This is a genomic window from Enterococcus sp. LJL120 (assembly GCF_054871765.1).
This window is the reverse complement of record NZ_JBTXLV010000007.1, coordinates 67,469-94,262: the sequence shown is the minus strand read 5'-3', so window position 1 is coordinate 94,262 and position 26,794 is coordinate 67,469. Positions and strand designations below refer to the sequence as shown.

21 protein-coding genes, 1 tRNA gene and 1 pseudogene are annotated in these 26,794 nt (G+C 40.3%); 3 read left to right on the top strand and 20 right to left on the bottom strand.

What is annotated here, in order from left to right:
- Nucleotides 1-73: 73 nt before the first annotated feature.
- The 6 genes from ACYSNU_RS12640 to ACYSNU_RS12615 all read right to left on the bottom strand — a co-directional run bounded on the left by ACYSNU_RS12640 (nt 74) and on the right by ACYSNU_RS12615 (nt 7,630).
- Nucleotides 74-580 carry a type II toxin-antitoxin system Phd/YefM family antitoxin gene (locus tag ACYSNU_RS12640; protein WP_461737574.1) on the bottom strand — a complete coding sequence of 169 codons (507 nt, stop codon included), beginning with the start codon at nt 578-580 and terminating at the stop codon, nt 74-76.
- A 279-nt stretch (nt 581-859) separates the two neighbouring features.
- Nucleotides 860-3,037, bottom strand: coding sequence for a heavy metal translocating P-type ATPase (locus ACYSNU_RS12635; protein WP_461737573.1), 2,178 nt, complete (start codon nt 3,035-3,037; stop codon nt 860-862).
- Nucleotides 3,037-3,246 (bottom strand): copper chaperone CopZ, encoded by a 210-nt coding sequence (gene copZ / locus ACYSNU_RS12630; protein WP_265457095.1) that lies wholly within the window; start codon nt 3,244-3,246, stop codon nt 3,037-3,039. Before copZ ends, ACYSNU_RS12635 begins: the two co-directional genes overlap by 1 nt.
- A gap of 23 nt (nt 3,247-3,269) precedes the next feature.
- Entirely contained in the window at nt 3,270-3,722 is a 453-nt protein-coding gene (locus tag ACYSNU_RS12625) for a CopY/TcrY family copper transport repressor (RefSeq protein ID WP_461737572.1), read from the bottom strand.
- A 113-nt stretch (nt 3,723-3,835) separates the two neighbouring features.
- Nucleotides 3,836-5,278, bottom strand: a complete 1,443-nt coding sequence (locus ACYSNU_RS12620) for an APC family permease (protein WP_461737571.1) — start codon at nt 5,276-5,278, stop codon at nt 3,836-3,838.
- 276 nt (nt 5,279-5,554) lie between these two features.
- Nucleotides 5,555-7,630 carry a heavy metal translocating P-type ATPase gene (locus tag ACYSNU_RS12615; protein ID WP_461737570.1) on the bottom strand — a complete coding sequence of 692 codons (2,076 nt, stop codon included), beginning with the start codon at nt 7,628-7,630 and terminating at the stop codon, nt 5,555-5,557.
- 178 nt (nt 7,631-7,808) lie between these two features.
- Between ACYSNU_RS12615 and ACYSNU_RS12610 the strand changes: the two genes are divergently transcribed.
- A tRNA-Leu gene (locus ACYSNU_RS12610) sits at nt 7,809-7,891 on the top strand.
- Between the two features lie 59 nt (nt 7,892-7,950).
- On the top strand, nt 7,951-8,151 hold the full coding sequence (locus tag ACYSNU_RS12605; RefSeq protein ID WP_461737569.1) for a hypothetical protein: 201 nt from the start codon (nt 7,951-7,953) through the stop codon (nt 8,149-8,151).
- A 191-nt stretch (nt 8,152-8,342) separates the two neighbouring features.
- On the opposite strand, the gene ACYSNU_RS12600 is transcribed toward ACYSNU_RS12605, so the two are convergent.
- The 9 genes and pseudogenes from ACYSNU_RS12600 to ACYSNU_RS12560 form a co-directional block, all read right to left on the bottom strand.
- On the bottom strand, nt 8,343-9,197 hold the full coding sequence (locus ACYSNU_RS12600) for a hypothetical protein (protein ID WP_461737568.1): 855 nt from the start codon (nt 9,195-9,197) through the stop codon (nt 8,343-8,345).
- A 366-nt stretch (nt 9,198-9,563) separates the two neighbouring features.
- Nucleotides 9,564-10,097: an FMN-binding protein gene (locus ACYSNU_RS12595; protein ID WP_461737567.1), complete on the bottom strand. Its 534-nt coding sequence runs from the start codon at nt 10,095-10,097 to the stop codon at nt 9,564-9,566.
- Between the two features lie 254 nt (nt 10,098-10,351).
- Entirely contained in the window at nt 10,352-11,203 is an 852-nt protein-coding gene (locus tag ACYSNU_RS12590; RefSeq protein ID WP_461737566.1) for a DUF1803 domain-containing protein, read from the bottom strand.
- Between the two features lie 175 nt (nt 11,204-11,378).
- Complete coding sequence (locus ACYSNU_RS12585; RefSeq protein ID WP_461737565.1) at nt 11,379-12,305, bottom strand: manganese-dependent inorganic pyrophosphatase; 927 nt, start codon at nt 12,303-12,305, stop codon at nt 11,379-11,381.
- Nucleotides 12,306-12,470: 165 nt separating this feature from the next.
- On the bottom strand, nt 12,471-13,235 hold the full coding sequence (gene pflA / locus ACYSNU_RS12580; RefSeq protein ID WP_461737564.1) for a pyruvate formate-lyase-activating protein: 765 nt from the start codon (nt 13,233-13,235) through the stop codon (nt 12,471-12,473).
- Between the two features lie 175 nt (nt 13,236-13,410).
- Entirely contained in the window at nt 13,411-15,690 is a 2,280-nt protein-coding gene (pflB, locus tag ACYSNU_RS12575; RefSeq protein ID WP_461737732.1) for a formate C-acetyltransferase, read from the bottom strand.
- Nucleotides 15,691-16,154: 464 nt separating this feature from the next.
- Nucleotides 16,155-18,426: pseudogene (gene parC, locus ACYSNU_RS12570) on the bottom strand (DNA topoisomerase IV subunit A); the annotation flags it as partial.
- 42 nt (nt 18,427-18,468) lie between these two features.
- Nucleotides 18,469-20,517 (bottom strand): DNA topoisomerase IV subunit B, encoded by a 2,049-nt coding sequence (parE, locus tag ACYSNU_RS12565; RefSeq protein WP_461737563.1) that lies wholly within the window; start codon nt 20,515-20,517, stop codon nt 18,469-18,471.
- Nucleotides 20,518-20,869: 352 nt separating this feature from the next.
- Nucleotides 20,870-21,298 (bottom strand): CoA-binding protein, encoded by a 429-nt coding sequence (locus ACYSNU_RS12560; protein WP_461737562.1) that lies wholly within the window; start codon nt 21,296-21,298, stop codon nt 20,870-20,872.
- An 81-nt stretch (nt 21,299-21,379) separates the two neighbouring features.
- Here ACYSNU_RS12560 and plsY point away from each other — a divergent pair, with 81 nt between their 5' ends.
- Entirely contained in the window at nt 21,380-22,018 is a 639-nt protein-coding gene (gene plsY, locus ACYSNU_RS12555) for a glycerol-3-phosphate 1-O-acyltransferase PlsY (RefSeq protein ID WP_461737561.1), read from the top strand.
- Nucleotides 22,019-22,033: 15 nt separating this feature from the next.
- Here plsY and ACYSNU_RS12550 read toward each other — a convergent pair whose 3' ends face one another.
- From ACYSNU_RS12550 to xerC, 5 genes are all read right to left on the bottom strand, one after another.
- Nucleotides 22,034-22,906, bottom strand: a complete 873-nt coding sequence (locus tag ACYSNU_RS12550; protein WP_461737560.1) for an aldose 1-epimerase family protein — start codon at nt 22,904-22,906, stop codon at nt 22,034-22,036.
- 22 nt (nt 22,907-22,928) lie between these two features.
- Nucleotides 22,929-23,717: a GTP-sensing pleiotropic transcriptional regulator CodY gene (codY, locus tag ACYSNU_RS12545; protein WP_461737559.1), complete on the bottom strand. Its 789-nt coding sequence runs from the start codon at nt 23,715-23,717 to the stop codon at nt 22,929-22,931.
- A gap of 23 nt (nt 23,718-23,740) precedes the next feature.
- Nucleotides 23,741-25,135, bottom strand: coding sequence for an ATP-dependent protease ATPase subunit HslU (gene hslU / locus ACYSNU_RS12540; protein ID WP_461737558.1), 1,395 nt, complete (start codon nt 25,133-25,135; stop codon nt 23,741-23,743).
- A 9-nt stretch (nt 25,136-25,144) separates the two neighbouring features.
- Nucleotides 25,145-25,696 (bottom strand): ATP-dependent protease subunit HslV, encoded by a 552-nt coding sequence (hslV, locus tag ACYSNU_RS12535; RefSeq protein WP_265457063.1) that lies wholly within the window; start codon nt 25,694-25,696, stop codon nt 25,145-25,147.
- A gap of 153 nt (nt 25,697-25,849) precedes the next feature.
- Nucleotides 25,850-26,749 (bottom strand): tyrosine recombinase XerC, encoded by a 900-nt coding sequence (gene xerC, locus ACYSNU_RS12530; protein ID WP_461737557.1) that lies wholly within the window; start codon nt 26,747-26,749, stop codon nt 25,850-25,852.
- Between the last annotated feature and the right edge of the window lie 45 nt (nt 26,750-26,794).

Below are 26,794 nucleotides of genomic sequence, written 5' to 3'. Positions count from 1 at the left end.
CTGCTTCTGTTAGATAGCTGCATAAGAGTTTAAAACTTTTTTTGAGGTGGAACTTGATTAAAGCATACTGACTTTATTCCACGCCGAGAAAATACAATTTTTTGATAATAATCTTTTCAATTTGTTGTGCATCCGGATCGAGCTCACCAACAATCTCTAACGTTAAATTGGGCCATTTCCAAGAGCGATAAATAATTTTACCCGTCTCTGAAAGTTCCTGAATCATTTCCGTCAAACTCTGGTCAACATCCCGACGGCTAATAAAACCATAGCCTACTAAGATATTGTCCATATTTTCAAAGCCGATTTTAGTTTCTTTTACTAAAGAATCCTTGACCGCTTCCTGCAATTCTTCTAATAATTGCTGCTTGCTAATAGTTGTCTTTTCGGCCTTCAAAGCCTCCAACTCTTCGACTAATTTTTCATACTGGTCTTTGGTGACCATTACGCCAGCAACTTTTTCCCGGTTAAATATATACACCCCTGTACCTTCTTTACGGGCTTGCTCAAAAACCTCCATCGGTGACCGTTTCACTTCAGTGATGGAAGATGTGGGAACTTCTAATTTCTTTAACTCCATAAAACCCACGAACCCCTCTCAAAATTATCTTAGCCAATTATAGCATAAGAATCCGTGACTGGCAGAGTTTTTTGACTTAAAAAAACTTTTTAAAGTCTTTTTTCTCAAAACAAAAGAAAGCTAGCTGATTGTTAAACAAATTGACTATCTACTTAAAGGCTTAGTCATTTTACGGATAACTATTACTTCTATCTCAAAAGATATTTTTGAAAAAATCTTTGATAGTAATTTTATCGTAAACTATTTGTTTCGCCACAAAGAGCTAACTTTCATATTTTTTTATAATTTGCTGCGATTTAAACTCAAGGAATTTAACAAGACGCTGACTGAACTAAAGGCCATTGCGCCACCCGCAATAATCGGATTCAAAATTCCAAAAGCGGCAAAGGGAATGCCAATCGTATTGTAAATAAAAGCCCAGAATAGATTTTGTTTTATCTTCCGCAGGGTCAACTGCGATAATTTCACCATCTTACTGAGGGATTTCAAATCACCGTTCATAATGGTAACATCTGCCGTTTCCATGGCGATATCTGAGCCTGTCCCCATGGCGACTCCAATATCAGCTAAGGCCAACGCAGGCGCATCGTTAATGCCGTCACCAACCATTCCAACTAAATCACCATTTTTTTGCAACTCGCCGACATAACTGGCTTTATCTTCTGGCAGCACTTCAGCAAAAATTTGTTCTGCTGATAATCCAACTTGTTGTCCGATATATTGAGCAGCAGCCCGATTATCACCGGTCATCATGTAAACTTTAATTCCTCGATTTTGCAATGAGGCAATAGCTTCTTTAGAGGAATCTTTAACTTGATCGGCAACCGCAATCATTGCCAACACCTCTGTTTGATTGGCGAGAAACATCACCGTTTTGCCCATGCTTTCTAGTTCTTGATATTGATTAAATGCTTGAGTTAATTGAATGCCTAAAGAATCTAATAGGCGGACTGTGCCAGCAAAATACGTTTCACCGTTGATTGTCCCGCTGATACCTTGTCCAGGCAAGCTGCTAAAGTTTTCCACGGAAAAATCTTGTGAAAAGTTTTTTTCGTCAGCAAAAATAACAATCGCTTTAGCCAATGGATGTTCTGATTGTTTTTCCATCGCTGCAAAGATTTCTAACTCCACTTGGCCGCCAACTGTATCAGTGACAACCGGTTTGCCTTCCGTAATCGTTCCCGTTTTATCCAAAACAATACTGGACAAATGAGCAGCGCCTTCCAACGCTTGACCACCTTTAATCAAAATTCCTTGCTTAGCCCCTAAACCAGTTCCCACCATAATAGCAGTTGGCGTCGCCAGTCCTAAAGCACACGGACAAGCAATGACTAAAACAGAGACCGCATGAATCAAGGCTGTCTGCCAATCGACTAAAAAGCCGGTAACTAAAAGCGTCAGCAACGCAATTCCTAAAACTACTGGAACGAAAATGCTAGATATGCGGTCGGCAATTTTTTGGATGGGTGCTTTACTCCCCTGCGCTTCCTCCACCATTCGAATAATTTGCGAAAGAACTGAGCCTTCGCCGACTTTTGTCGCTTTTACCGTCAAGCTACCATTAGTGTTGACAGTCCCGCCAAAAACATTGTCAGAAACTTGCTTTTCAACCGGCAGGCTCTCACCAGTCAGCATGCTTTCGTCAATAGCAGATTGTCCTGCCACCAAAATGCCGTCAACTGGAATTTGTTCGCCGGGTTTTACTAAAACTAAATCAGCGGTTTTGACTTGTTCAATCGGTAGTTTGACCTGCTGTCCGTTTATTAAAACAGTCGCTTCTCTGGCTTGTAGCGCCATCAATTGCTTAATTGCATTGCCGGTTTTATTTTTAGCCGCCTGTTCTAAATATTTACCTAAAAGAATCAAGGTGATAATCATCGCACTGCTTTCAAAATACAGCTCCGTGTGATTATTGCTGAAAAAACCATTATAAATGCTTAGCAGATAGGCTGCGGTTGTCCCCATCGCCACCAACACATCCATATTTGGTGCTAGCGTCTTTAAAGCGTGATAGGCCCCTTTATAAAAGCGGGCCCCAATCCAAAATTGGACGGGGGTTGCCAAGACCAGCTGAACAATTGGTCGATGGAAAAACATAACGATTCCGCTGTGATTGCCTAAAAGCATCAAAATCATCGAAATCATCAAAGGTGCAGTCAAGATAGCACTGACAATTAAATCCCGTTTCATTTTTGCGACATAGGCTTTTTTCTCAGCTGCAATTTGCTGCTTATGGGCATCGTCGTATAAGATCGCCCCATAGCCGATATTTTCAACTGTCCCGATAATCTGCTCGGTACTTAATTCCTCCGCAAATTGGACTGTCGCTTTTTCAGTTGCTAAATTAACTGTCGCTGTTGTGACACCGGGTGTGCTGTTTAATTCCTTTTCAACTCTTGCCGAACAATTGGCACAGGTCATTCCTGTGATGACAAAAGTTTCTGTCTGGCTGCTCATTATAAGACCTCAGTTGCATACCCGACTTCTGTCACTTTATCGGCAATGGCTTGCGGGCTCACCTGACTTTCGTCAAACTTAACAACCCCGTTTTCTTTTTTCAGATTAATTTTGACTTTTTCAATTCCCGGCAGGCTATTGATTCCTTCTTCCACACGAGCTACACAATGCTTGCAGGTCATTCCTTTAATTGCAAATTCTTTTTTCATAATAATTCCTCCATTTTTTGTTTTTAGGCTGAATGATGGGAGCATTCACATTGTCCCGGAATACAATTGCAGGCAATCGTCTCCTTGGCAACTTTTTGCTCCAATAATTCTTTTAGCTGATCGATATCTGCTTGGGTTAACTCCGCTTGATCGACTAACTCCGATAGCGTTTGGCCAATTCGTTTGGCGCAAATATGGGAAAACAGATTTTCGGTTGCACTTCTGACAGTCGCTGATTCGCTGACAGCTGGATGGTAAATAAATTTCTTGCCAACCTGCTCTGTCCAGACGACTTCCTTTTTAACTAATCGCCCCAAAAGGGTTTTGATTGTTGCCGGCTTCCAGTCCTTAGAATCCCCTAGTACACCGATAATTTCTTGAGCACTGGCTTGGCCTAATGTCCAAATAACCCGCATGACTTCCCATTCAGAGTCACTGATTTTTATTTGTTGATTGACTTGATCTAAAACGGGCATCTCGCACCTCCTCTGTTTACAATAGTAATCTTAAGATGTTTTTAGTTTACAACTGTAATCAATAAAAGTCAATAAAAAAAATCAGGTTTCCCTGATTTTTTTATTGAAACAGATTATTCGGCTAATTCTTTATTTTTACCACGACGGGCAATAAATGGTAGCAGCATACCTAACGCGATTAAAACTAGTGGTGTGACAATGTTGGTTCCCAATTGGAAAATCCAACCTTGCGGGTCAACAGCATAATCGATTTTAGGAATCATCCCTAAAATACAGGCGAAGGCTGTAAAAGCAAAACACCAAGCGCCGAAGATAAAACCAACTTTTGGATTTTTAACAAATTTATATTCCGAATTAAATTCTTTGTAGGCTTTGTTTAACAACATATAGGCTAAGAAGACCCACATATAACGCATTGGCATGACAACTGAATTCAAATTAGTTAGCCAAGACACGATATGATTAAAATCACCAATACCAATCATTGGCAGCATAATAATGATGCTGACTAAAATACCTGTTAGCAAGTAACCATTTTTCAAGGTGCCTTTTTTCGTTCGTTGTCTTAACCAAGCCGGAACAAATTTTGGATCCGCATCGTTTAATAAAATTTTCAATGGTGCATCAATTGAAAAAGCTAGCGCGGCAATTTGACCGATACCGTTAGTCAAGGCATAGATAAACATCAAGGCATTTCCTAAATGATAATGATTGCCTAAAATTTGGAAGGCTGCATAGGCACCATTGGCCATCAAATCTTCAGGAATTGCTGAACTAGTGAAGAGCATTCCCATTGCCACAGAGCCTAATACCGCACAGATTCCGACCATTGCTGCTAAAAGAATCATGCCTTTTGGAAACTCTTTGGCAGGATTTTTAGTTTGGTTAACATATGGAGAAATTTTTTCGGCTCCGCCAACAGCAAAGACTAACATAGAAACTGTTGTGAAGTAACCTAAGTCAAAAGTTGGAATATACGTTTTGACATTGGTCATCTCAGGTGTTGCCACTGTAAAATCACCGATAAATGGAGCGGTGGCGGCTAACAAAATAAATAATAATGACATGACGAACATCGCTGTCCCTGCAATTCCACCGATAAATTTTAAAACGGACAAGCCTTTTGTCGACAAATATAAAAACGCTAAGAAAATTACTAGTGAAGCTAAGGAAATCATCCCCACCGACATACCAGCTAGCATCGTGCCATCGCCTTTAATCGCCCAGCCGAGGGCAATCATAATCGCTTGTGGTTTTTGTGCCAAATACGGGATGTGCACCACCCAATAAGTCCAGGCAGCGTAATAGGCTAACCGTTTTGAGTGAGAAGTTTTCTCTACCCAAGAGCTGACTCCGCCATCACTGTCTTTAAAAGCTGAACCTAGTTGGCCAACAATTAAAGCATATGGAACAAAATACAATACCAGAATCAATATCCATGATGTGACTACTGATATTCCTTGTTGTGCATAGTTATTGACAACATTTCCCATGCCCCAAACCATGTTAAAGGCAATAAATGCTACCGAAAACCAGCGCAGCTGTTTATCATTCATGTATCTCTCCCCTTAAAAATGCAAATAAGTACACAACAATTTTACAGCAGTATAGACCACTTAAACAGCCTCTCAATAAGTATCTGGCAATAAATTTAGTTTTCCTTCATTTTCATTTGAAGTAATCTTGTAAAGCAACCATTTATTTTTAATTTTATCGTCACTTTTTAGCCATAAAAAATAAAAAACGCCGACTTATCCTTGATAAGCCAGCGTTTAATTATGAGCAAGGTTTCTGCTTGTAAATTAAGAAAACTCCCATTTGAAGGTTATTTTCTAATTTTTTGTTCTTAAAGCCCGCATGGCATTTAAAACAGCTATTAAAGTAACGCCGACATCGGCAAAGACAGCCGCTCCCATTGAAGCAAAGCCCACAGCACCTAAAGCTAAGACCAACACTTTGATACCAATTGAAAAAATAATATTTTGTTTAACAATCCGCAATGTCTTTTTAGAAATCGCAATCGCTTTTGGTATGAGTGAAGGTGCATCGTTCATAATCACGACATCAGCGGCTTCAATCGCCGCATCGCTGCCCAAGCCACCCATCGCAATGCCTAAATCAGCACGAGCTAACACTGGTGCATCATTCATCCCATCGCCGACAAAGGCAATCTTTTGATTCGTTGCCATCAGTTCTTCTAATTTTTCAACTTTTCCTTCAGGTAACAAATCCCCATAAACTTGGTCGATGCCTAATTTTTCAGCAATCGCAGTTCCCACCTTTTGATTATCCCCAGTCAACATGACTGTTTGCTTGATGCCGGCTTGATGTAATTCTTGGATGCTTGTTTGGGTATCCGCTTTTACTTCATCAGCAATAATCAAATAGCCAAAATATTCATTATCTTCAGCGACGTAAATAATCGTTCCAACTGTGGCAACTTTTGGAACTGAGATACCTAACTCCGCCATCAATCGCAGATTGCCGGCAGCGATTCTTTTTTGATTGATAGTAGCCAACACACCTGCTCCAGAAATTTCTTGGATATCTTCAACCGGTAACAACTCGCCATCATAAGCCTTTAAAATCGAAAGGGCGATAGGATGATTGGAATTTGCTTCGACACTCGCTGCTAATCTTAGAAAATCTTTTTTAGGTAGACTAGTCGCAACCTCTTGGACTTCAAAAACACCTTTAGTTAACGTGCCCGTTTTATCAAAAACGACTGTTTCGACCTGTGAAAGCAGTTCTAAATAATTACTACCTTTGACTAAGACGCCCGCTTTGCTGGCCCCACCGATTCCGCCAAAGAATGTCAACGGTACAGAAACCACTAATGCACAGGGACAAGAAATTACCAAGAAGGTCAATCCACGATAAATCCATTCAGACCATGCTTGTTGAAACAATAGCGGCGGCACTACCGCTAACAAGAGTGCTAAGATAACCACAACGGGTGTGTAGATGCGGGAAAACTTCGTAATAAAATTTTCAGCCGGCGCTTTTTTACTGCTGGCATTTTCAACTAAATCTAAAATTCTGCTGACGGTTGAATCCGCTGCATTTTTTTCAACTGTAATCTGAATGACACCCGTTTGATTCACAAAGCCGCTTAGAATTTGATCACCGACTACTAATTTTCGTGGTACGGCTTCTCCCGTCAAAGCCGAGGTATCCACCATTGTTTCACCATTGGAAATAATTCCATCTAAAGGAACTCTTTCTCCTGGTTTAACAATAATTTCTGCACCGACTGCAACTTCTTGCGGCGCGACCTGCTGTTCACCAGTCGCCGTCATAAGATTGGCATAATCCGGACGAATTGCCAACAAGCCCTTTATCGATTTGCGGGATTTTCCGACGGCCACACTTTGAAATAACTCGCCAACTTGATAAAAAAGCATTACCGCAACAGCTTCTGGGTATTCACCAATTAGCATTGCGCCAATCGTCGCAACCGCCATTAAGAAATGTTCATCAAACACTTGCCCCTTGATAATATTGCGGACAGCCGTCAACACAACATCGCCACCAATGAATCCATATAAAAGTAAGAAACCAATCAATCTTGGCAAATCATTTAAATTAGCGAGACTTAAAATAATTAATGCAACAAATGAAAGAGCTACCCGCCAGATATCCTTTTTCAAATGACTATCGTCATGTTGATGCTCTTCAGATTGCTGACTTAAATCAATCATCTCAACATCTGGTTCTAGTTCATGAATAATCGTTTGCGCTTGTTTTTCAACCTTGGCAAAGTCTTCGGCTGGACAAGTAATTGCCATCTTCGTTTGTACAAAATTAACCGTTGCCGCTTGAACGCCATCAATTTTTTTGACCGCTGTTTCAATTTTTGTAGCGCAATTACCACAGTCTAAATTTTTCAACTCGTATGTTTTTTCCATCTGACTAACCTCCTTAAACCCTTTACATGAATTTATCTTCATGCATATGATAAATGAATCACCATTCATATGTCAAGCCTTTTTGGGCTTTTTTTCAAAAATAGTTTGACAGATGAGCTGCAAAAATTTACTATATAAAAAGTGATGAATTTATTTTTAATTGATTGCCAGTAACTCCGCAGAAGTGGTGGAACGGCAGACACGCTATCTTGAGGGGGTAGTGAGCACACGCTCGTGCGGGTTCAAATCCCGTCTTCTGCATTTGTAAAGTTGTTGGCAATTGTCAGCAGCTTTTTTCTTTTATTTAGGAGGGCTAGATAATGAAAGAGCAACCGGAAGAACCTCAAGAAGATAAACAAGATGGCTTTTATAGTTTATTAGGAATGTTGACTGGTTTGCTGATTGCCCTAGCCACCAGTAATTTCCCCTTAGGACTTATGTTGGGTGTGATTATCAGCATTGCAATGGAATGGGCCCACAACCTCTTTGCTCTCTACTTAAAAAATAAAGATGATCAGTAGATTTTAAAAAGATTACTGATTTTTTGTTTAAACAACCAGTTAGCCTGTTAAGAATTTTTTGAAAATAACTACAACAAAAAAACTTTCCCAATGATTGAGAAAGTTTTTTTGCGCTTCAATTTAAATTGTTGCTCAAATTCAGTTACTTTTTACGAGAAAATACACTTATCATCAGAAAAATCGACTAGCTTCTAATTTTCCGGGAAATAGCTATGATGATCAGCTTCTTTTGTATCGTCTGCAATCAGGCCGCTTAATGAACGTTCCAAGATTGACTTGCTTTTATTTTTTTCACCATTATTGCGCTTTTTGCCAATTTTTTTGTATTCGCTGCGGGTCATAGCGGTGGGCTCTTCGCTGTTGCTAAAACGTCGCACAGTTGGTTCTTCTTCTGTATCTTTGACTTGATAGGCAGCTGGTTCATTGTCAAAAACTAAAAACGATTGGCTATCTTTTTTCATGGCCTTCAAAAGCTCGTCATTCGTAAATTCATTTTCGACTTTATCAGGAATAACCGAAGCTGGTACATAGGTCGGCTCAAAAGTTGGTTCACTCGACTTAAAATTGTAATCCTTGTGCATTTGCACTGAGGCATCATAAGGATCACTATGGGTTCTGCGAACTACATAGCTAGCCCGACCAGGTCCTCGATTGCCAAATATATTGGTCTTACCAGTCCGCGTTTTTTTAGGATACTGGGGTTTTGAATAGTCCGGCAAGTTTGCCCGATGCTTTTCAATTTCCTTTTGCTGTTCAATGGACAACCCTGCCCGCTCACTAATCCCTTTAGTATGCCGACGATAGGTCCGTTCTTCACTAGATCTAACCGGTTCATCAAAACGAACAGCTGACTCGGTCCGCAGTGGCGGAACCACATCAGCCCTGACTTGATTTTCATAGCGGCGATTTTCATGGGGAGGCGCCGTAATCAGTGACTCTCCTCCGCCAAAAATATCACGTTTTTCTCGATATATTTTTACCCCGGTCTCATCATCATAGGCGGGGAATCTAGCGTGTCTGCGTTTGACTTCGATTTTTTCTTCCATAGTTATAACCACCATTTTTTCTTATGTCCTTTTAATTTTAACATAACAATTGCGATTATTCTAGCGCTATTCCTTTCAATTAAAGGCTTCAATATTTTTTAAATTGATTTTTATTCGGAAGGAAAAAATAAAAAAAAGACTAGTTTAAAGTGACCTTAAAAAGTTAGATTTTCCCTCTAACATTTAAGAATCGCTTCATCATTCTAGTCTTTTAATATCAATTTATCGTCGCAATAAAATCTGTTAATTTGTTAGGTAGCCACCTTTTTTAACACTTGTTTTTACAAGTAGCAACTTAAAATGGAACTCTGTTTTTGAGTCACTAACGCAGTTAAACTATCCAAAAACAGCGGGATAATCTATTTTTTATTCTGCAGCTAACGTTACAACAGCCGTTTCAGTTTCACCTTTTGCCGCATTTGCTAAAGCGGCGTCTGCTAAGACTTTGAAGTCTCCAGAAGAATGAGTGGCTCCAGTAACTGCATCAACACTTGCTGTCGATTGTGTTTTAACCAATTCGTCTTCTAAAGTTTTCATATATTCTTCAGGGTAAGTCCCATTGGAAGCTTCCATTTTTTCTTTATAAGATTCATCGGCAGTTTTCAAATTACCGCTTTCGTCCTTAGCGTCAAAATCAACCATTGTAATTTTACCATCAGCAATTGTGACTGTTACATATTCTTTGTAGCCATTGCTATATTCACTTGCTTCAGCAGTGTATTCGCCATCCTGCCAAGCTTCAGTAGTTGCATTAGTCGAGCTTTCCGTTGTGCTTGCTGCCATTGAAGAAGATTCCATAGAACTTGAACTGCTAGAAGCTGTTGAATTATCGCTGCCACAAGCCCCTAATAATAATAATGTTGCCAGTGTTGCCATACCTAAACCAAGCTGTTTTTTCATGTAAATCAGTTCCCCTCAAATAAATATTGTTATTTTACAAAGACCAGATTAGCACTTTGTGTCAAAATCTTCAAATAAGATTTTTTGTGAAAAAGTAAGTTGGCTACTCGTGAATTCAATTGTAAAAGCTATTTATTTATAGCTTATCTCTCAATTTTGACAAGTGAAAAAAAGATACTTTTTGAAAAATTCACAAACTATCCTGTTTGCTATCATTATCTTTTAATAAAACTATTTTGAAGGGTTTTCTTTGATTAACCTTGATAAAATTTTAATGATTTTAATGATAAATTCTCCATAAAAAAATCTAGCAGCAGTAGCTTCTCATAATTTTCTTGGGCAGATGATGAAAAAGTTGAGACTTTGTTCAAATTTTTACGAAGTTGTTCATCTAATTCAGGTAAGTTGATAAGTTTAATGGCGCTGAAATCTGTCGTCACCCACTCGCTTAGACTCACTGCCTGTAAGAAAATACTGGGACGCAGTTTAGCTCCCTTCCCCTTAGCAACTTTTTCAAAGATGTGCTCAACTTGATTAAAGAAATATTCTGGATTCACATCACCAAGGAGCATTTCCAAAGGTTTTAAGACCTTCGGAACAGCTTGACCACTACCACTGAAACTGAAATAATCTACTAGCTCAGGCTCATAATCATTACGCCTGATTAGATGAAAAAAAAGCAGCCCACCATCGTTTCCCGCCTGTCTCAATTCAAAAAAATTTTGTTTAGTCTCGCTTAAAAATAAATAATCCTCAGTCAGCTGCTCTTGATAGAAATAATAAAGGAAGGCTGCTTGCTCTTCAATGGATTGTTTTTTTAATTCTTCAACAGCAGATATGAGCTCTGGTGTTTCTTCCAATTTTTCAGTTGTTTTGACAACTGGAACTAATAAGCGATAACGCCGATCCTTTCTTTCAATCCAACCGGCCTTCACCGATGCCTCTAGCATTTTTTCAAAGCGACCTTCAGAAAACTGCTGCTTTAGCTGTCTTAAAATAATCTCATCTGTACGATTTTCCCAAAGGTAATCAAAGAGTTGTGTTAATAATGGATCCGTTGCTAATTTTTGCAGCTCTTTATTTTGTGTTTGAATCTGAATTTCCATCTCATCACCTCAAAAAAACTGTGCCTAGCTGCTTATCTCAAACATTTCTCCGTAAACTTCAAGCTTTAAAACAGCGCTGCTGCACAAGTTTTGTAATTACTTGGCAGCAAGCAAAGTCATCAGCTTTAAGGAGAAATCTTAAAAGATCACAGCTATCGGCACAGTCCAAATTTCCTTAATTAAATTGTTCAGTTAATTGCGGCACGATTTGTTTCTTACGGGAAACAACCCCCTTTAAGAAGGCGCGATTGTCGACTAATTTGATGTTAAAGGCTTGTTCGACCTTGTCCAAGTAATCGCCAATCACTAAAATTTCTGAATCACTGTCTAAGATATTGGTGATGATTAAGATAAACAAGTCATAGCTGTTTTTAGCAATTTCAGCTGCCATTGCTGCCTCTAGCTCACCTTGACGGTTAATCATCTCTTGTAAGTCGACGGTATTCACTTGGGCAATGCGGATAGTCTGGTCCCCCATTGGAAAACTCTTAGCATCCAAATCCAATAGTGTTTCAGCTGACTTATCCGCCAAATTCGTGCCAGCCTTCAACATCGCTAAACCGTATGTGTCTAAATCAACATCGGCAATGTCGGCCAATTCTTTGGCAGCTGTCACATCTTCATCGGTACAGGTTGGTGACTTAAACAATAAAGTATCTGAAACAATCGCTGAAAGCATCATGCCAGCCACTTCTTTTGTGACAACAGCATTGTTTTCTTTAAACATTTTATAGACAATTGTACTCGTGCAACCAACTGGTTCTGCTCGATAATACAGAGGATTAGCTGTTTCAAAATTAGCAATCCGGTGATGGTCAACAACAGAAAGAATTTCAACATCGGCAATATCGGCAACACTTTGTTGGAATTCATTATGGTCGACTAGCATAACATTTTCAGTTTCATTGGCAACTGTCGTCACAACCCGGGGGGCTGGTACATTAAAATAATCCAATGCAAATTGAGTTTCTTCGTTTGGTGTATCTAAAGCGACCGCTTCGGTATCTTTACCGAAAGCATTTTGCAGGCTGCTAAAGGCAATCGCTGCGCCAATCGCATCTGTATCTGGATTTTGGTGACCGAAAACTAAAATTTTTGACATGGAAAACGCTCCTTTGATTTTGATAAATAAACTTATACTTTTAAAATTAATCCTTCATTATCATAACAAAAAAAAAGACTAGCGACAATCATGGAATGAAGTTAGAAAGCTAGTTTTTACTGCTTTTAAAACTTCACTTGATATCAGAAGCTAGTCTTTACAAGTTTAACGGGATTGATACTTGGTGTAGTCAGTAACGTGTAAGAGTTCGCGGGCATTTGTTACCCGATCATCCGTCGGCGGTTCAATGCCCTCCAAAGGATATTTCAACTCTAATTCGTCCCATTTATATTTACCCATCGTGTGATAAGGCAACACTTCTACCTTGTCCACATTATTTAATGTTTTGATAAAAGCGTCCAGACGAATTAAAAATTCGTCGTAATCAGTTCTCGTTGGCACTAATACGTGGCGAATCCAAACCGGTTTATCAATTTCTGATAAATATTTCGCCATGTCCAAAATATTGTCGTTACTTTGGTGAGTCAAACGTTTATGACCTGCATTGTCGATGTGTTTAATATCAAACAATAATAAATCAGTGTAGTTCATCAGCTCATTGAACTTGCCGATAAAAGGTTCGTCTCGTGTAAAGGGTTTGCCACAGGTGTCAATCGTTGTATGGATGCCTTCTGCTTTAGCTTTTTTAAACAGGTCGATTAAAAAGTCCAGCTGCAATAAGGGTTCTCCTCCGCTGACAGTGATGCCCCCTTTAGCACCCCAATAGGAACGATATTTTAAGGCCTCTGATAATACTTCATCGGCGGTCACCTCGCGACCACCTTCACCAATTTTCCAAGTGTCTGGATTGTGGCAAAATTCGCAGCGCATCTTGCAGCCTTGAGCGAACACAATAAAGCGGACGCCGGGGCCATCGACGGTACCAAAGTTTTCCGTTGAATGAATTCGGCCTACTATTTTTTCAGTCATATCTCATCGCATCCCATCTATAATCAATCAGAATTGCTTCTGAAGAAAGTCGTCATTTTTTTCTATATGTAACAATAATTGAAGGATAACACGAATGAAACCTGCAATCAAAAAAACTGCCTCTTCAGCGAAAGCTATTCAACTGAAGAGGCAGCACTATTTAGACTAATAAATCTTAAAGTCTGTCGTGGGAAGTTCTAGCAATCACGTCAGCTTGTTGTTCAGGAGTTAAGTCACGGAATTTAACAGCGTAACCTGATACCCGGATTGTTAAGTTAGGGTATTTTTCAGGGTGAGCTTGCGCATCCAATAACAATTCATTCGTAAATACGTTCACGTTCAAGTGGTAGCCACCTTTGTCAAAGTAGCCATCCATTACGTTGCGTAGGTTGTTGATGCGAGTTTCTTCATCTTTACCTAAGCCGTTTGGATTGATTGTTTGGGTATTTGAAATACCATCTTGAGCGTTAGTATATTCTAAACGAGCTGTTGAATTCAATGAAGCCAATAAGCCGTTCTTTTCACCTAAGAATTTGCCGTCTTGATAACTTGGGTTGGCACCTGGTGCTAATGGTTTGCCAGCACGACGTCCATCCGGAGTGTTACCAGTTGCTTTTCCGTAAACCACGTTTGAAGTGATGGTTAACAATGACAATGTAGGCATTGAGTTACGGTAAGTGTGTTGACGGTTGATTTGATCCATGAAGTATTTCACGATCCAGTTTGCCATTGCATCCGCTTCTTCGTTATCGTTTCCGTAAGTTGGGAACTCGTTTTGCGGGATGTAATCAATTGCCATGCCGTCTTCATCACGAACAACTTGAACATTGCCGTGTTTGATTGCCATGATTGAATCAGTTGCATGAGAGATACCAGCGATACCAGTTGCAAAGGTGCGTTTCAAATCGCTGTCCATCAATGCTAATTGTGGAGCTTCATAAGCATATTTGTCATGCATGTAATGAATAACATTTAAAGTATTCACATAAAGTTCAGCTAACCAGTCTAAGATATCTTTATAACGATCCATGAAAGCTTCGAAATCAATTGTATCACCAGTCATTGGACGATATTTAGGAGCAACTTGCGCTTTAGTTTTTTCATCAACGCCGCCGTTAATTGCATATAAAACAGCTTTTGCTAAGTTCGCACGAGCACCGAAGAATTGCATGTCTTTACCCATAACTGTTGCAGATACACAACAAGCAATGGCAGTGTCATCAGAACCCCAGTGAGTACGTAATAAGTCATCATTTTCAAATTGGATAGATGAGCTTTCTTTCGCAATTTTAGCAGAGTAAGTTCTGAAGCCTTCTGGTAAATGAGAAGAATACAAAACAGTCAAGTTTGGTTCTGGAGAAGGTCCCATGTTTGTCAATGTGTGTAAGATCCGGAAGTCGTTTTTAGTAACTAATGAACGACCGTCAAGACCCATACCAGCGATTGATAAAGTAGCCCAGATTGGATAACCAGAGAATAATTGGTTGTATTCAGGAGTCCGAGCAAATTTAACCATTCTTAATTTCATGATTAAATGGTCGATTAATTCTTGTGCTTCAAATTCAGTAATCGCACCATTGTCTAAGTCACGTTGGATGTAGATATCTAAGAAAGCAGAAATCCGTCCAATTGACATTGCCGCACCATTTTGAGATTTGATAGCTCCAAGGTAACCGAAGTATAACCATTGGATAGCTTCTTGAGCGTTTGCTGCTGGGCGAGAAATATCAAAACCGTATGAAGCAGCCATTTTCTTCAAGTCGTTTAAGGCACGGTATTGTTCCATGATTTCTTCACGAAGACGAATCACGTCATCTGTCATTACTTTATTACCAGTATTGTCATGGTCTTTTTTCTTTTCAGCCATTAAGTAATCAATTCCGTATAAAGCAATCCGACGATAGTCGCCGATGATCCGGCCGCGGCCATAAGCATCTGGTAAACCTGTGATAATTTTATTTTTACGAGCAGCTCTCATTTCAGCTGTGTAAACATCAAACACACCTTGGTTATGTGTTTTACGGTAGTCTGTGAAGATGTGAGTCATTTCTTCATCTACTTCGTAACCGTTAGATTTTAAAGAGTTGTTAGCCATGTTGATGCCGCCAAAAGGCATGAATGCTTGTTTCAAAGGTACATCAGTTTGCAAGCCAACAATTTTTTCTTCTTCTTTGATTAAGTAGCCAGGACCATGAGAAGTAATTGTCGCAGGATTTGTCGTATCCATGTCATACACACCGTTTTGTTCGTGTTGAACTTCAAACAATTCTTGCAATTTAGTCCATAATTTATCAGTGCTTGGTGCGATTGGTTCTAAGAAGCTATCGTCACCGCGATATTCAGTATAGTTCTTTTGGATAAAGTCACGAGTGTTAACTGAATGTTCCCATTCGCCGCCTTTGAATCCTTGCCATTGTTCTGCTTTTTTAGTATCGATATTAGTTGTTGTTGCCATTTGTGAAGACCCCCTCAATGTCTTTTAAAACCATAACAGCTTTACAACGATAGTATAACACGTTCGAATCATTTTGCAAGCCTTTGCTTGTAGATTTTTTAACATCTCAGAAACATTTGTTTTTTAAATCAAGATAAACTTTGATTTAAAGCCATTTCCACTCTTGTGAACGTTTTAATAAAACTTAATATTTATTAAAAAATAAACTAAACAGGAACAAAAAAAGACCCTCTCTGTACTAAAACAGAAAGGGTATCTGTTACAGAAAGTGTAACAGTGTTAGTCGTTTTCAAGAATTTTTGGTGACTTTTTAATGTAGACTTCAGCGATTCCGCCGGTTTGTTTTTCATCCATGGCAAAAGAACCATTTGAAGTTCGATCATTAATTGGGATATCAGCTGGAATTAATTCTTTTTGTTCACCATTATTTCCCAGTAAAATTAAAGAATCGCCGTTTGACGCTCCCATATAAAAGACCCGATGCGGATTATTTTTCAATTCCCGCAGCACCATCAGCCCCCGCTTAGCCCGACCTAATTGGGTCAGCTCTTGGGCTAGCATTCGTTTAACTGCTCCCCGCTGTGTCACCATAATAATCGGGTTATCGCCTTCGCTGTATACTAAAAGGCCATTGACAACGTAGTCGCCGTCCTTTAAGTTCATTGATTTAACACCAGCTGCCTTCGCTCCCACCACTGGAACTTCCTTCAGTGGATAGCGCAGGCCAAAACCACGGTAACTAACTAAGAAAACATCCAAATCGGCAACAGCATCAGTCAAGTAGCTGGCAACCAACGCATCGTCATCGGTTTTAAATTTCATGCAGCTGGCAGGCCGACTCTTATAGGTCCGCCATGGTTCAAATTCCTTCATGGCCGTTTGTTTAATCAAACCATTTTTACTGATAAAGACGAAATTTTTCGTCTCAGAAATGTCACTGTAAGGAAAGACACCAATAATGGCTTCATCAATTGCCAAATTGAGAATCGTTTGAGAAATATGCTCGCCTAGGTCTTTCCATTTTAAATCAGGCAGTTCATGCACAGGCCGATAAATTACATTGGCCTTATTAGTAACCAAGAGTAAATGATCTAACGTATTCAGCTGACCGCTATATAAAATATGGTCGCCATCCTTCATACCGATTTCTTCTGGCTTAGAAGCACTGTATGAACGTAAGCTGCTGCGCTTGATGTAACCTTCTCTGGTGACCGTAACCGCAACATCTTCTTGGGCAATCAAGACCTTCGTATCAATCGTAATTTCTTGGATTTCATCTTCAATTTTTGTCAGGCGTTTGTTGGCGTATTTTTTCTTAACGTCTCGTAACTCTGACTTGAGAACTTTTAACAGTTCGCCTTCGTCTTCAATAATTTTTTTCAGCTCAGCAATTGTTGCTTGTAAATCTTGTTGTTCCTGTTGCAACTGTGTGATATCTGTATTGGTCAAACGATACAGCTGCAAAGTCACAATTGCTTCTGCCTGTTCTTCTGTAAAATCAAAGCGGGCAACTAAATTATTTTTAGAATCTTTTTTATCTTTACTACCACGAATCACCGCAATCACTTCATCAAGAATCGACAAGGCCTTAATTAAACCGTCAACGATATGAGCGCGTTTTTCCGCTTTGGTCAATTCATATTGACTGCGTTTAATAATCACCCCTTTACGATGGGTGATATAGCTTTCTAAAATGCGTTTCAAGCCAACTTGATGGGGTGTCATATTATCAATGGCGACCATGTTGAAATTGTAATTAATCTGCAGCTCAGTATTTTTAAATAAATAATTTAAAACCCCTTGAGCATTGACATCTTTTTTTAATTCCACCACAATCTGCAAGCCAGTCCGATCACTTTCATCCCGCACCTCAGCAATTCCGTCAATTCTCTTTGTCAAACGAATCTCGTCCATCTTTTTGACAAGATTGGCTTTATTGACTTCATAAGGGATTTCATTGATAACGATTTGCTGTTTGCCGCCTTTAATATCCTCAATTCGCGTCAATGACCGCAAAATAACTTTTCCCCGGCCGGTTTCATAGGCTTTGCGAATTTCTTCTTTTCCTTGCAAAATGCCGCCAGTTGGAAAATCCGGTCCAGGAATAAAGGTCATCAATTTTTCCAAAGTTGCATTTGGATGGTCGACTAAATGAATTGTGCCGTCAATGACCTCCCCTAAATTATGGGTCGGAATTTCTGTGGCATATCCAGCGGAAATCCCAGTAGAGCCGTTGACTAATAAATTGGGGAATTTTGCCGGTAAAACGGTCGGTTCTTTTTCGGTATCATCGAAATTCCAAACAAAGTCAACTGTCTCTTTTTCAATATCCCGCAACAATTCGCCGCTCAATTCAGAAAGGCGGGCTTCTGTATAACGCATCGCTGCCGGCGGGTCACCGTCCATGCTACCGTTATTGCCGTGCATTTCAATTAAAACTTCCCGTAGCTTCCAATCTTGGCTCATCCGCACCATCGCTTCATAGATACTGCTGTCACCATGGGGATGATAATTCCCCATGATATTCCCGACGGATTTTGCCGATTTTCTAAAGCCCTTGTCAAAGGTGTTGCCGTCTTTGTCCATCGAAAATAAAATTCGCCGCTGAACCGGCTTTAGACCATCACGAATATCTGGCAAAGCCCGTTCTTGGATAATATATTTTGAATAGCGACCAAAACGATCTCCCATGACGTTTTCAAGGGTTAGTTCTTGAATCTCTTGTCGTTTTTCCACAAGTTTGTTCCTTTCTCATAGCGCTTTTCTTAAAGACAGATATTACTCGTCTTCAAATAAACTAATGTTTTCCACCTCAGAAATTTCATTTTCTGCTGAAGCAGCTGTCTCTAAAGCTGCCGTTGCGACTGCGCCTTCTTCTTGTTGATCTAGGATACTGCCATCTTCTTCTAAGGTAAATTGGACATGGCTTTCAATCCATTTTCGGCGGGGTTCAACTTTATCTCCCATCAAGGTAGTCACACGGCGTTCTGCCAAAGCACCATCATCAATCCGAACGCGAATCAAGGTTCTGGTATCTGGATTCATCGTCGTTTCCCAAAGCTGATCAGCATTCATTTCCCCAAGACCTTTGTAACGCTGCAGCATGTAGCCTTTGCCAACTTTTTTGGTGACATCTTGTAATTCTTCATCCGTCCAAGCATATTCAACTACTTGCTTTTTGCCGGCGCCTTTTGAAACTTTGTATAACGGCGGCAAAGCGATATACACTTTGCCTGCTTCAATCAAAGGCTTCATGTAGCGATAAAAGAAGGTTAGCAACAAGACTTGGATGTGAGCACCATCGGTATCGGCATCGGTCATGATAATGACTTTATCATAATTACAGTCCTCAATCGAAAACTCCGGACCAACGCCTGCGCCAATCGTATAAATCATCGTATTGATTTCTTCGTTTTTCAAAATATCCTGCATCTTGGCTTTTTCGGTGTTAATAACTTTACCCCGTAAAGGTAAGATTGCTTGAAACTTCCGATCTCGGCCTTGCTTAGCAGAACCTCCGGCCGAATCACCTTCGACTAAATACAGTTCATTGCGTTTCGCATTTCTCGATTGGGCTGGCGTCAGCTTACCAGATAAAAGAGATTCACCTTTTTTACGTTTTTTACCGTTACGGCTTTCTTCTCTGGCTTTGCGGGCAGCTTCTCGAGCTTCTCTGGCTTTAATCGCCTTACGAATCAGCATCTGACTCATTTCACTATTTTCCTGCAGATAAAAGCCCATCTGCTCGCCGACGACATTGTCGACGACATTTCTAGCAGCTGGTGTTCCAAGTTTCTCTTTCGTTTGCCCTTCAAACTGTAATAAGTTTTCTGGTACCCGAATCGAGAGCACTGCCGCCAAGCCTTCACGAAAATCGCTACCTTCAAGATTTTTGTCTTTTTCTTTTAGCAAACCGACTTTACGAGCATATTCATTATAGGCTTTGGTCATGGAAGTCTTCATACCGACTTCGTGGGTCCCGCCGTCTTTAGTCCGAACGTTATTGACAAAGGACAAAACATTTTCAGAGTAGCCATCGTTGTATTGATAAGCTAGCTCGACTTCAATGCCTTCTTTTTCACCGGAAAAATAAACAACCGGAGTCAACGTGTCTTTTTCTTCGTTTAGATAATCAACAAATTCCTTGATACCTTCTTCAAAAAAGAAAACTTCTTCGACGGCTTCATCTCCTCTTAAGTCTGTCAATGTAATCTTGACGCCTCGTAAAAGAAAAGCTGATTCTCTCAAACGCTCAGACAGCGTTTCGTAAGAAAACTTAGTCGCTGAAAAAATCGTATCATCTGGTAGAAAATGAACCAGCGTGCCATTTTTCTTTTTAGTTTTGCCGATTTTTTTCAGGGTGCCCACCGGCTGACCACCGTTTTTAAATTTCATTTCATATTCGACACCATCTCGCACAATGATGACATCTAGCCAGCTAGAAAGGGCATTCACCACGCTGGCCCCAACACCATGCAGACCACCGGAAGTTTTATAGCCGCCTTGACCGAATTTCCCACCAGCATGCAAGACGGTAAAAATAACTTGGACGGTGGGCTTGCCAGAAGCGTGCATCCCAACAGGCATTCCGCGACCGTAGTCCGCTACACTGATACTGTTATCCGGATGAATCGTTACATCGATTTCATTCCCGAAACCAGAGAGCGCTTCATCGACAGCATTATCGACGATTTCATAAACTAGATGGTGCAACCCGCGGCTATCGGTGGAACCAATATACATTCCTGGCCGTTTGCGGACTGCCTCAAGACCCTCCAATACCTGAATCGAGGCGTCGTTGTATTCATTACTTTTTGCTTTAGGCATCTAAAAAACCCCTTCATACTCACTACTTTTAACTTATTTCAAAAATACTGCAACTATCTTATCATAAACTATTATGAAATGTGGACAAAAATTTTTAAGAAACTTTTTTAAAAAATTTAATCTCCTAGCATTTCTTGACTCGAGTCAAACAATTTATTATGTCATATAATTTGCCAAAAATAAAATACCCGACTATTTTTAAGACTCCTTCAGTTTTTCCGAGGCTGACTGTCGCTGTCTTAAAACGAAGCAGACGGCACATCAGCAGAAAGAACGGATGCTTTGTTACTATACATCCTCTTGAAGGTTTCGTCAAAAATAGTTCAGGTATTTGGCTGATTTTTTTCAAAAATTAACGGATATCCATTTTGGCAAGCTCAATTTTAATGCAGCGGTTCATCACGACATCTTTTTTGCCTGCAGCTTGTAAAATTTCGGCTGCCTCGTCGTTTTCTAAGCCAAGCTGAGCCCAAAAAACACCATCATTTCGTTGAGCAAACTCAGCAGCGACCTCTGGTAAAAATTCGCTGCGACGGAAAATATCGACAATATCCATTTGCTCTTCAAGATCTAAAAGACTTGCGACTACCGGTTCTCCTAAAATAGTTTGACCAGCTAAAACCGGATTAACAGGGAAAATTTGATAGCCCTGCTCCTGTAAAAGCTCCCCAATCTGATAGCTGGTGCGGTCCTCTTTATTACTTAAGCCGACGATGGCAATTTTTTTAGCTTTGGTTAAATAATCAAAAATTACTTCTTGACTTGGATTGTTAAAACTCATGATAATCCCTCCGTTTATTATTGAGCTTACCTGACAAACATGTTAAACTTTACAAAGAAATTCTGAAGAAGAAGGTCAAAAATGAATATACTATTTTTTCTACTTATTGCCTATTTATTAGGCTCAATTCCCTCTGGTGTTTGGATTGGAAAAATATTTTTCCATAAGGATATCCGCCAATTTGGCAGTGGCAATAGCGGAACCACTAATACCTTTCGCGTGTTGGGAAAAACCGCTGGCACCATCGTCTTATTTATGGATATTTTAAAAGGCACATTGGCCACTAGCCTACCGCTGATTTTCCATTTGACAAATGTCAATCCGCTTTGGTTTGGTGTCTGTGCCATCTTAGGCCACACGTTCCCAGTTTTCGCCAAATTTAAAGGGGGGAAAGCCGTTGCAACAAGCGCCGGTATGCTACTAGCTTATTCGCCACCATTTTTCATTTACAGCTGTTGCATTTTTATCATCTGTTTGGCGATTACCAGCATGGTGAGTTTATCCAGCATGATTGCCGCTGTTTTGATTACTATTTCAACTTTTGTAATTCCCTACATTGCTCCATGGATTTTGGCACAGCAGGATTGGTTATTGCACATCATCGCCATCGGGGTCTCCGCCTTCATTTTTTATCGTCACAAGGAAAATATTCAACGCATTAAAAATGGTACAGAAAGTCGGATTCCCTTTGGCTTAAATAGTAGCAAGAAAAACGTTTGAGCATTCAAACGTTTTTTATTTTATCGTAATCGCATATTTGGTAGTAAATTTTCCTTGAGAAGCCAAGTGCTTAATGCCGAATTTTTCGCTTAATTCACCGGTTGTTCCCAAAGTATCGGCCACGCCGCACCATGGTTCGATACAAACAAAAGGCGCTTCTTTGGGATAAGGCGACCAGATGCCGACAAAGTTCATATCCGAATAGCTCAAGGTGACGCTGTGTTCCGATTTTTCACTGGCAATGGTATAACTGTTTAAGCCTCTTGTTTCAAACACTAAAGCATCCTCTTTGAAAAGCGTATGGCTGAGACTAATGGCGGTATTGGTTTGTGCTAGAGTTCTTTGGTCTAAATCGATATAGGGTCCTGCTAACGGTAACTTAGTGCGGGATTTTTTTGGTGAAAAATCCAAAAAGTAATCTTCAAAATTTAGACCAGCTTCTAAAGGTACATTAAATGCCGGATGTCCGCCAATTGAAAAATACATCTCGTCAGCACCCGTGTTAACTACCTCGTATACCACCATCAGCCCATCGCCGCCAACTGAATAACGAATGTTCAACTGAAAATCGAAGGGGTAATTGGTCTTTGTCTTTTCATCGCTAACTAAAGTGAAAGTAATGTCAGTTGGACTTTGCTGCGTAATGGTAAATTCCATATCCCGGGCAAAGCCGTGTTGCCCCATCTGATAAGTTTTGCCTCTAAATTGATACTGATTGTCCTTTAAACGCCCCACAAAAGGAAAGAGCACGGGCGCATGGCGATTCCAAAATTCAGGATTACCATTCCAAATGTATTCAATATTTGTCTTTTTCCCCTTAAGGCTAATTAATTCTGCTCCTAATGTGCTAAAGGTTGCCTGTAATTGTTGATTTTCAATTGTAATCATACGCTGCTCCTCCTTTTTTATTTTAGTAGTCGTGCTTGGCTAGTTCTTCTTTGAAACGAGAATTTAAGACCTTCAAATACGTTCCCTTCATCCCTAAAGAACGGGATTCAATAATGCCCGCCGACTCTAATTTACGGAGCGCGTTGACAATCACCGAACGGGTAATCCCGATTTCATCTGCAATGTTTGAAGCGGTCAAGCGGCCTTCGTCGCCATCTAGTGCTTTAAAAATGGCTTGCACAGCTTTTAATTCGCTGTAAGACAAAGTATTAACGGCCATTTGTACGGCGGTCGCACTGCGGACTTCATCTTCAATGCTGCGGGATTTTTGATACAAGACCTGCATCCCAACCACTGTGGCGCTATATTCTGCTAACACCAAATCATCATCATCAAAGTTTTTTTCCATGCGGGACAAGATAATCGTTCCTAAACGTTCTCCTGCTCCAAAGATGGGGACAACCGTCGTTAGACCATTGGGGAAATCACTGCGTAATTCCACAGGAAAGGCAGTCATTGCACTGTCGATTGGAATGTTAGCTTCTGTTTTGTCTAACAAATCGACACGATCTGTATAATTTTTGGGAAACTGTTTTTCAATGAACATGGATTTCACTCGATCGTTATTCACGTCATGCCGTTCATTGTAGCCCAGCAAAGCTCCCTCTTTACTGATGATATAAGCATTGCTATCCAAGACATCCCCCAGAATTAAGGCCATTTTATCGTAGGGCAGTTCCGTGTTTAGATCAAAAGAATTTTTTTGTTGCAGTAATTGATTAATCTCCCGAGTTTTCTCCAATAAGTTCATTGTGTTTCCTCCCATTTTTTAAATTATAAGATAAAGCGGCTTAAGTCTTCATTGGTGGCAATGCTGTCCAGTTTTTCGTTGACATAAGCCTCTGTAATTGTAATTTCTCCCATTTGCATATCTGGTGCTTCAAAAAGCAAATCCTCTAATAATTTTTCTAAAATCGTGTGTAAGCGACGAGCGCCGATGTTGTCAGTATCCCGATTGACATCAAAGGCGATTTGCGCAATCCGCTCAATAGCTTCTTTGGTAAAGGTAACTGTCACATTTTCAGTGGCGATTAACGCGATATATTGTTTCACCAAAGCATTATTTGGCTCCGTCAAAATTTTAACAAAATCCTCTGCTGATAAATCATCCAGCTCAACGCGGATTGGAAAACGCCCCTGCAATTCTGGAATCAAATCGCTTGGTTTGGATAGATGGAAGGCTCCTGAAGCGATAAATAGAATATGATCCGTTTGAATCGCTCCGTATTTGGTATTGACTTGAGAACCTTCGACAATCGGTAAAATGTCTCGTTGCACGCCTTCTCTAGAAACTTCACCGGATTGTTGCGATTTAGAGGTGATTTTATCCATTTCATCAATGAAAATAATTCCGTTTGACTCAGCGAGCTTAATTGCGGCACTGTGAATGTCCGCATCATTGACAATTTTGGAGGATTCTTCTTTGACGAGTAATTCTTGGGCCTCTTTAACTGTGACTGTCCGCTCGATTTTTTTCTTCGGTGATAACGCCCCTAAGGTCTCGTTTAAATCAATGCCCATCTGCTCAAGCCCGTTATTCATCATTGGAGCAGACTTTTTAACCTCATCGACTTCAATGGTGACTTCCCGCTCATCCAGCTGTCCTCTTTCCAATTGCTCTAAGACAGTTTTGCGATTTACGCGGATTTCATCGGTAACTTCTTCTTGTTCTTCTGGTTTTTGTGCGGCGTTAAACATCTGCATCATCTGATCAAATTGGTTATTGCTTTGCTTTTGTTCTTTTTTCAAGCCGGGTACTAACACTTTGACCAAGCGATTGTTGGCTCTTTTTAGCGCTTGGCTATAGACACCGGAATACTGTTGCTTTTCAACAATTTGAATAGCATTCTCTACTAAGTCTCGGACCATCGATTCAACGTCACGGCCGACATAGCCGACCTCGGTAAATTTAGTCGCTTCCACTTTGATAAACGGCGCATCAACAATCGTAGCTAAACGGCGGGCAATTTCGGTTTTACCAACACCAGTTGGCCCAATCATCAACATATTTTTGGGGGTGATGTCCTCTTGCATCTGTTCATCTAATTGTAAACGGCGATAGCGATTGCGCAAGGCAACTGCAACTGCTTTTTTGGCCTCATGTTGGCCGACAATATATTCATCTAGTTCTGTGACAATCTGTCTTGGCGTTTTATTTAATTCAGTCATGATTTAACCTCACTTAATTTCTTCGACAATAATATTATGGTTGGTAAAAATACAAATATCTGCGGCGATTTCCAGCGCATTTTTGGCAATTTCAGCGGCCGTCATTTCCTGTTTGGTATAGCGTTTCATCGCTCTAGCGGCGGACAATGCAAAATTGCCGCCGGAACCAATTGCTAAGATACCATCGTCTGGGGTGATCACTTCACCTGTACCAGAAACCAATAACATTTCTTCTTTGTTCATAACAATCAGCATCGCTTCAAGCTTTTGCATCGATTGTTGAGTCCGCCATTCCTGCGCTAATTCCACTGCCGCCCGTTGCAAATTGCCGTTGTATTCGTTTAACTTCGCTTCAAATTTCTCTTCTAAGGTAAAGGCATCGGCGACACTGCCGGCAAAGCCGACTACCACTTCGCCATTATAAATCCGTCGTACCTTGCGGGCGGTACCCTTCATAACAACGGATTCCCCCATTGTTACTTGGCCGTCACCCGCCATGGCAAACTTGCCGTTTAATTCAACGGCACAAATTGTTGTTGAGTGAAATTGTGATTCTGTCATAGTTACGTCTCCTTTATCGCATTTAGCTAAATTTCAAAAGATTGGTAAAATTTAGATTCCTTTTAAAATAAGTCCAACAGATGAACTCAAAATGAAGTGACAGGAACTTAAATCTTAGAGTAGTTAGTATAAAGCGCCTGCTCAAAAAATTCATCAGGCTCGAGGATGAAAGTTGCGATAATTTTTCTGCAGACTCTCCTTAGTTACATGGGCGTAAATCTGTGTCGTCGATAAATTGGCGTGTCCCAATAATTCCTGCACAGTCCGCATATCTGCCCCGTTGTTTAATAAATGAGTGGCAAAGGTATGCCGCAGCATATGGGGATGGATGTCACTGTTTAAACTGCTTTTTTTGATGACTTGGTTTAAAACATATTCAATCCCAGTCGGGGTAATCGCCTCGCCTCGATGATTAATAAAAACTTTACTGTGCTCTTGGCCATATTTTTTCATCAAAGGCTCACGGCCATTAGTAAAATAATCTTGTAGGGCATCTGCCGCGAAGGAACCCAGCGGAACATAGCGCTCTTTATTGCCTTTTCCGTGAATCAACATGACTTCGTTATCAAAATCTAAAGCTGTCATTTCTAAGTCGGCGGCTTCGCTTAAGCGCAGACCAGAACCATATAACACCTCTAAAAGCGCTCGGTTTCGTAAATCCAGCGGTTTCTCCCCTTGAACACTTTCAAAAAGCGCCGCCATTTCATCTTCGTAGAAAAAGCGGGGCAACCGAATACTGCCGCGTTTTAGATGCACATAAGAAAAAGGATTTTCTTCTATGACCTGCTGTTTCAATAAAAATTGATAAAAGGAACGCAGACTGGCAATCTTGCGGCTAAGAGAATTTCGACTGTAGGCTTTTTCGGCTAATAAGGCCAAGTAAGCCCTGACATCTAGATGGTCAATTTTTAGATACTCTTCATCACCGGACAAGCGCAAGAATTCTAAAAAATCTTCTAAGTCTTCTTGATATGCCTGCTGTGTTTTCTCAGAATAACCCCGTTCAAAGAGCAAATAACGATAAAATTCTGAAGGCCAATTTTTTTCAGTCATTGCATTCCTTCCCTTCGTTAAATTAAACTCTACCACAAGCTATAT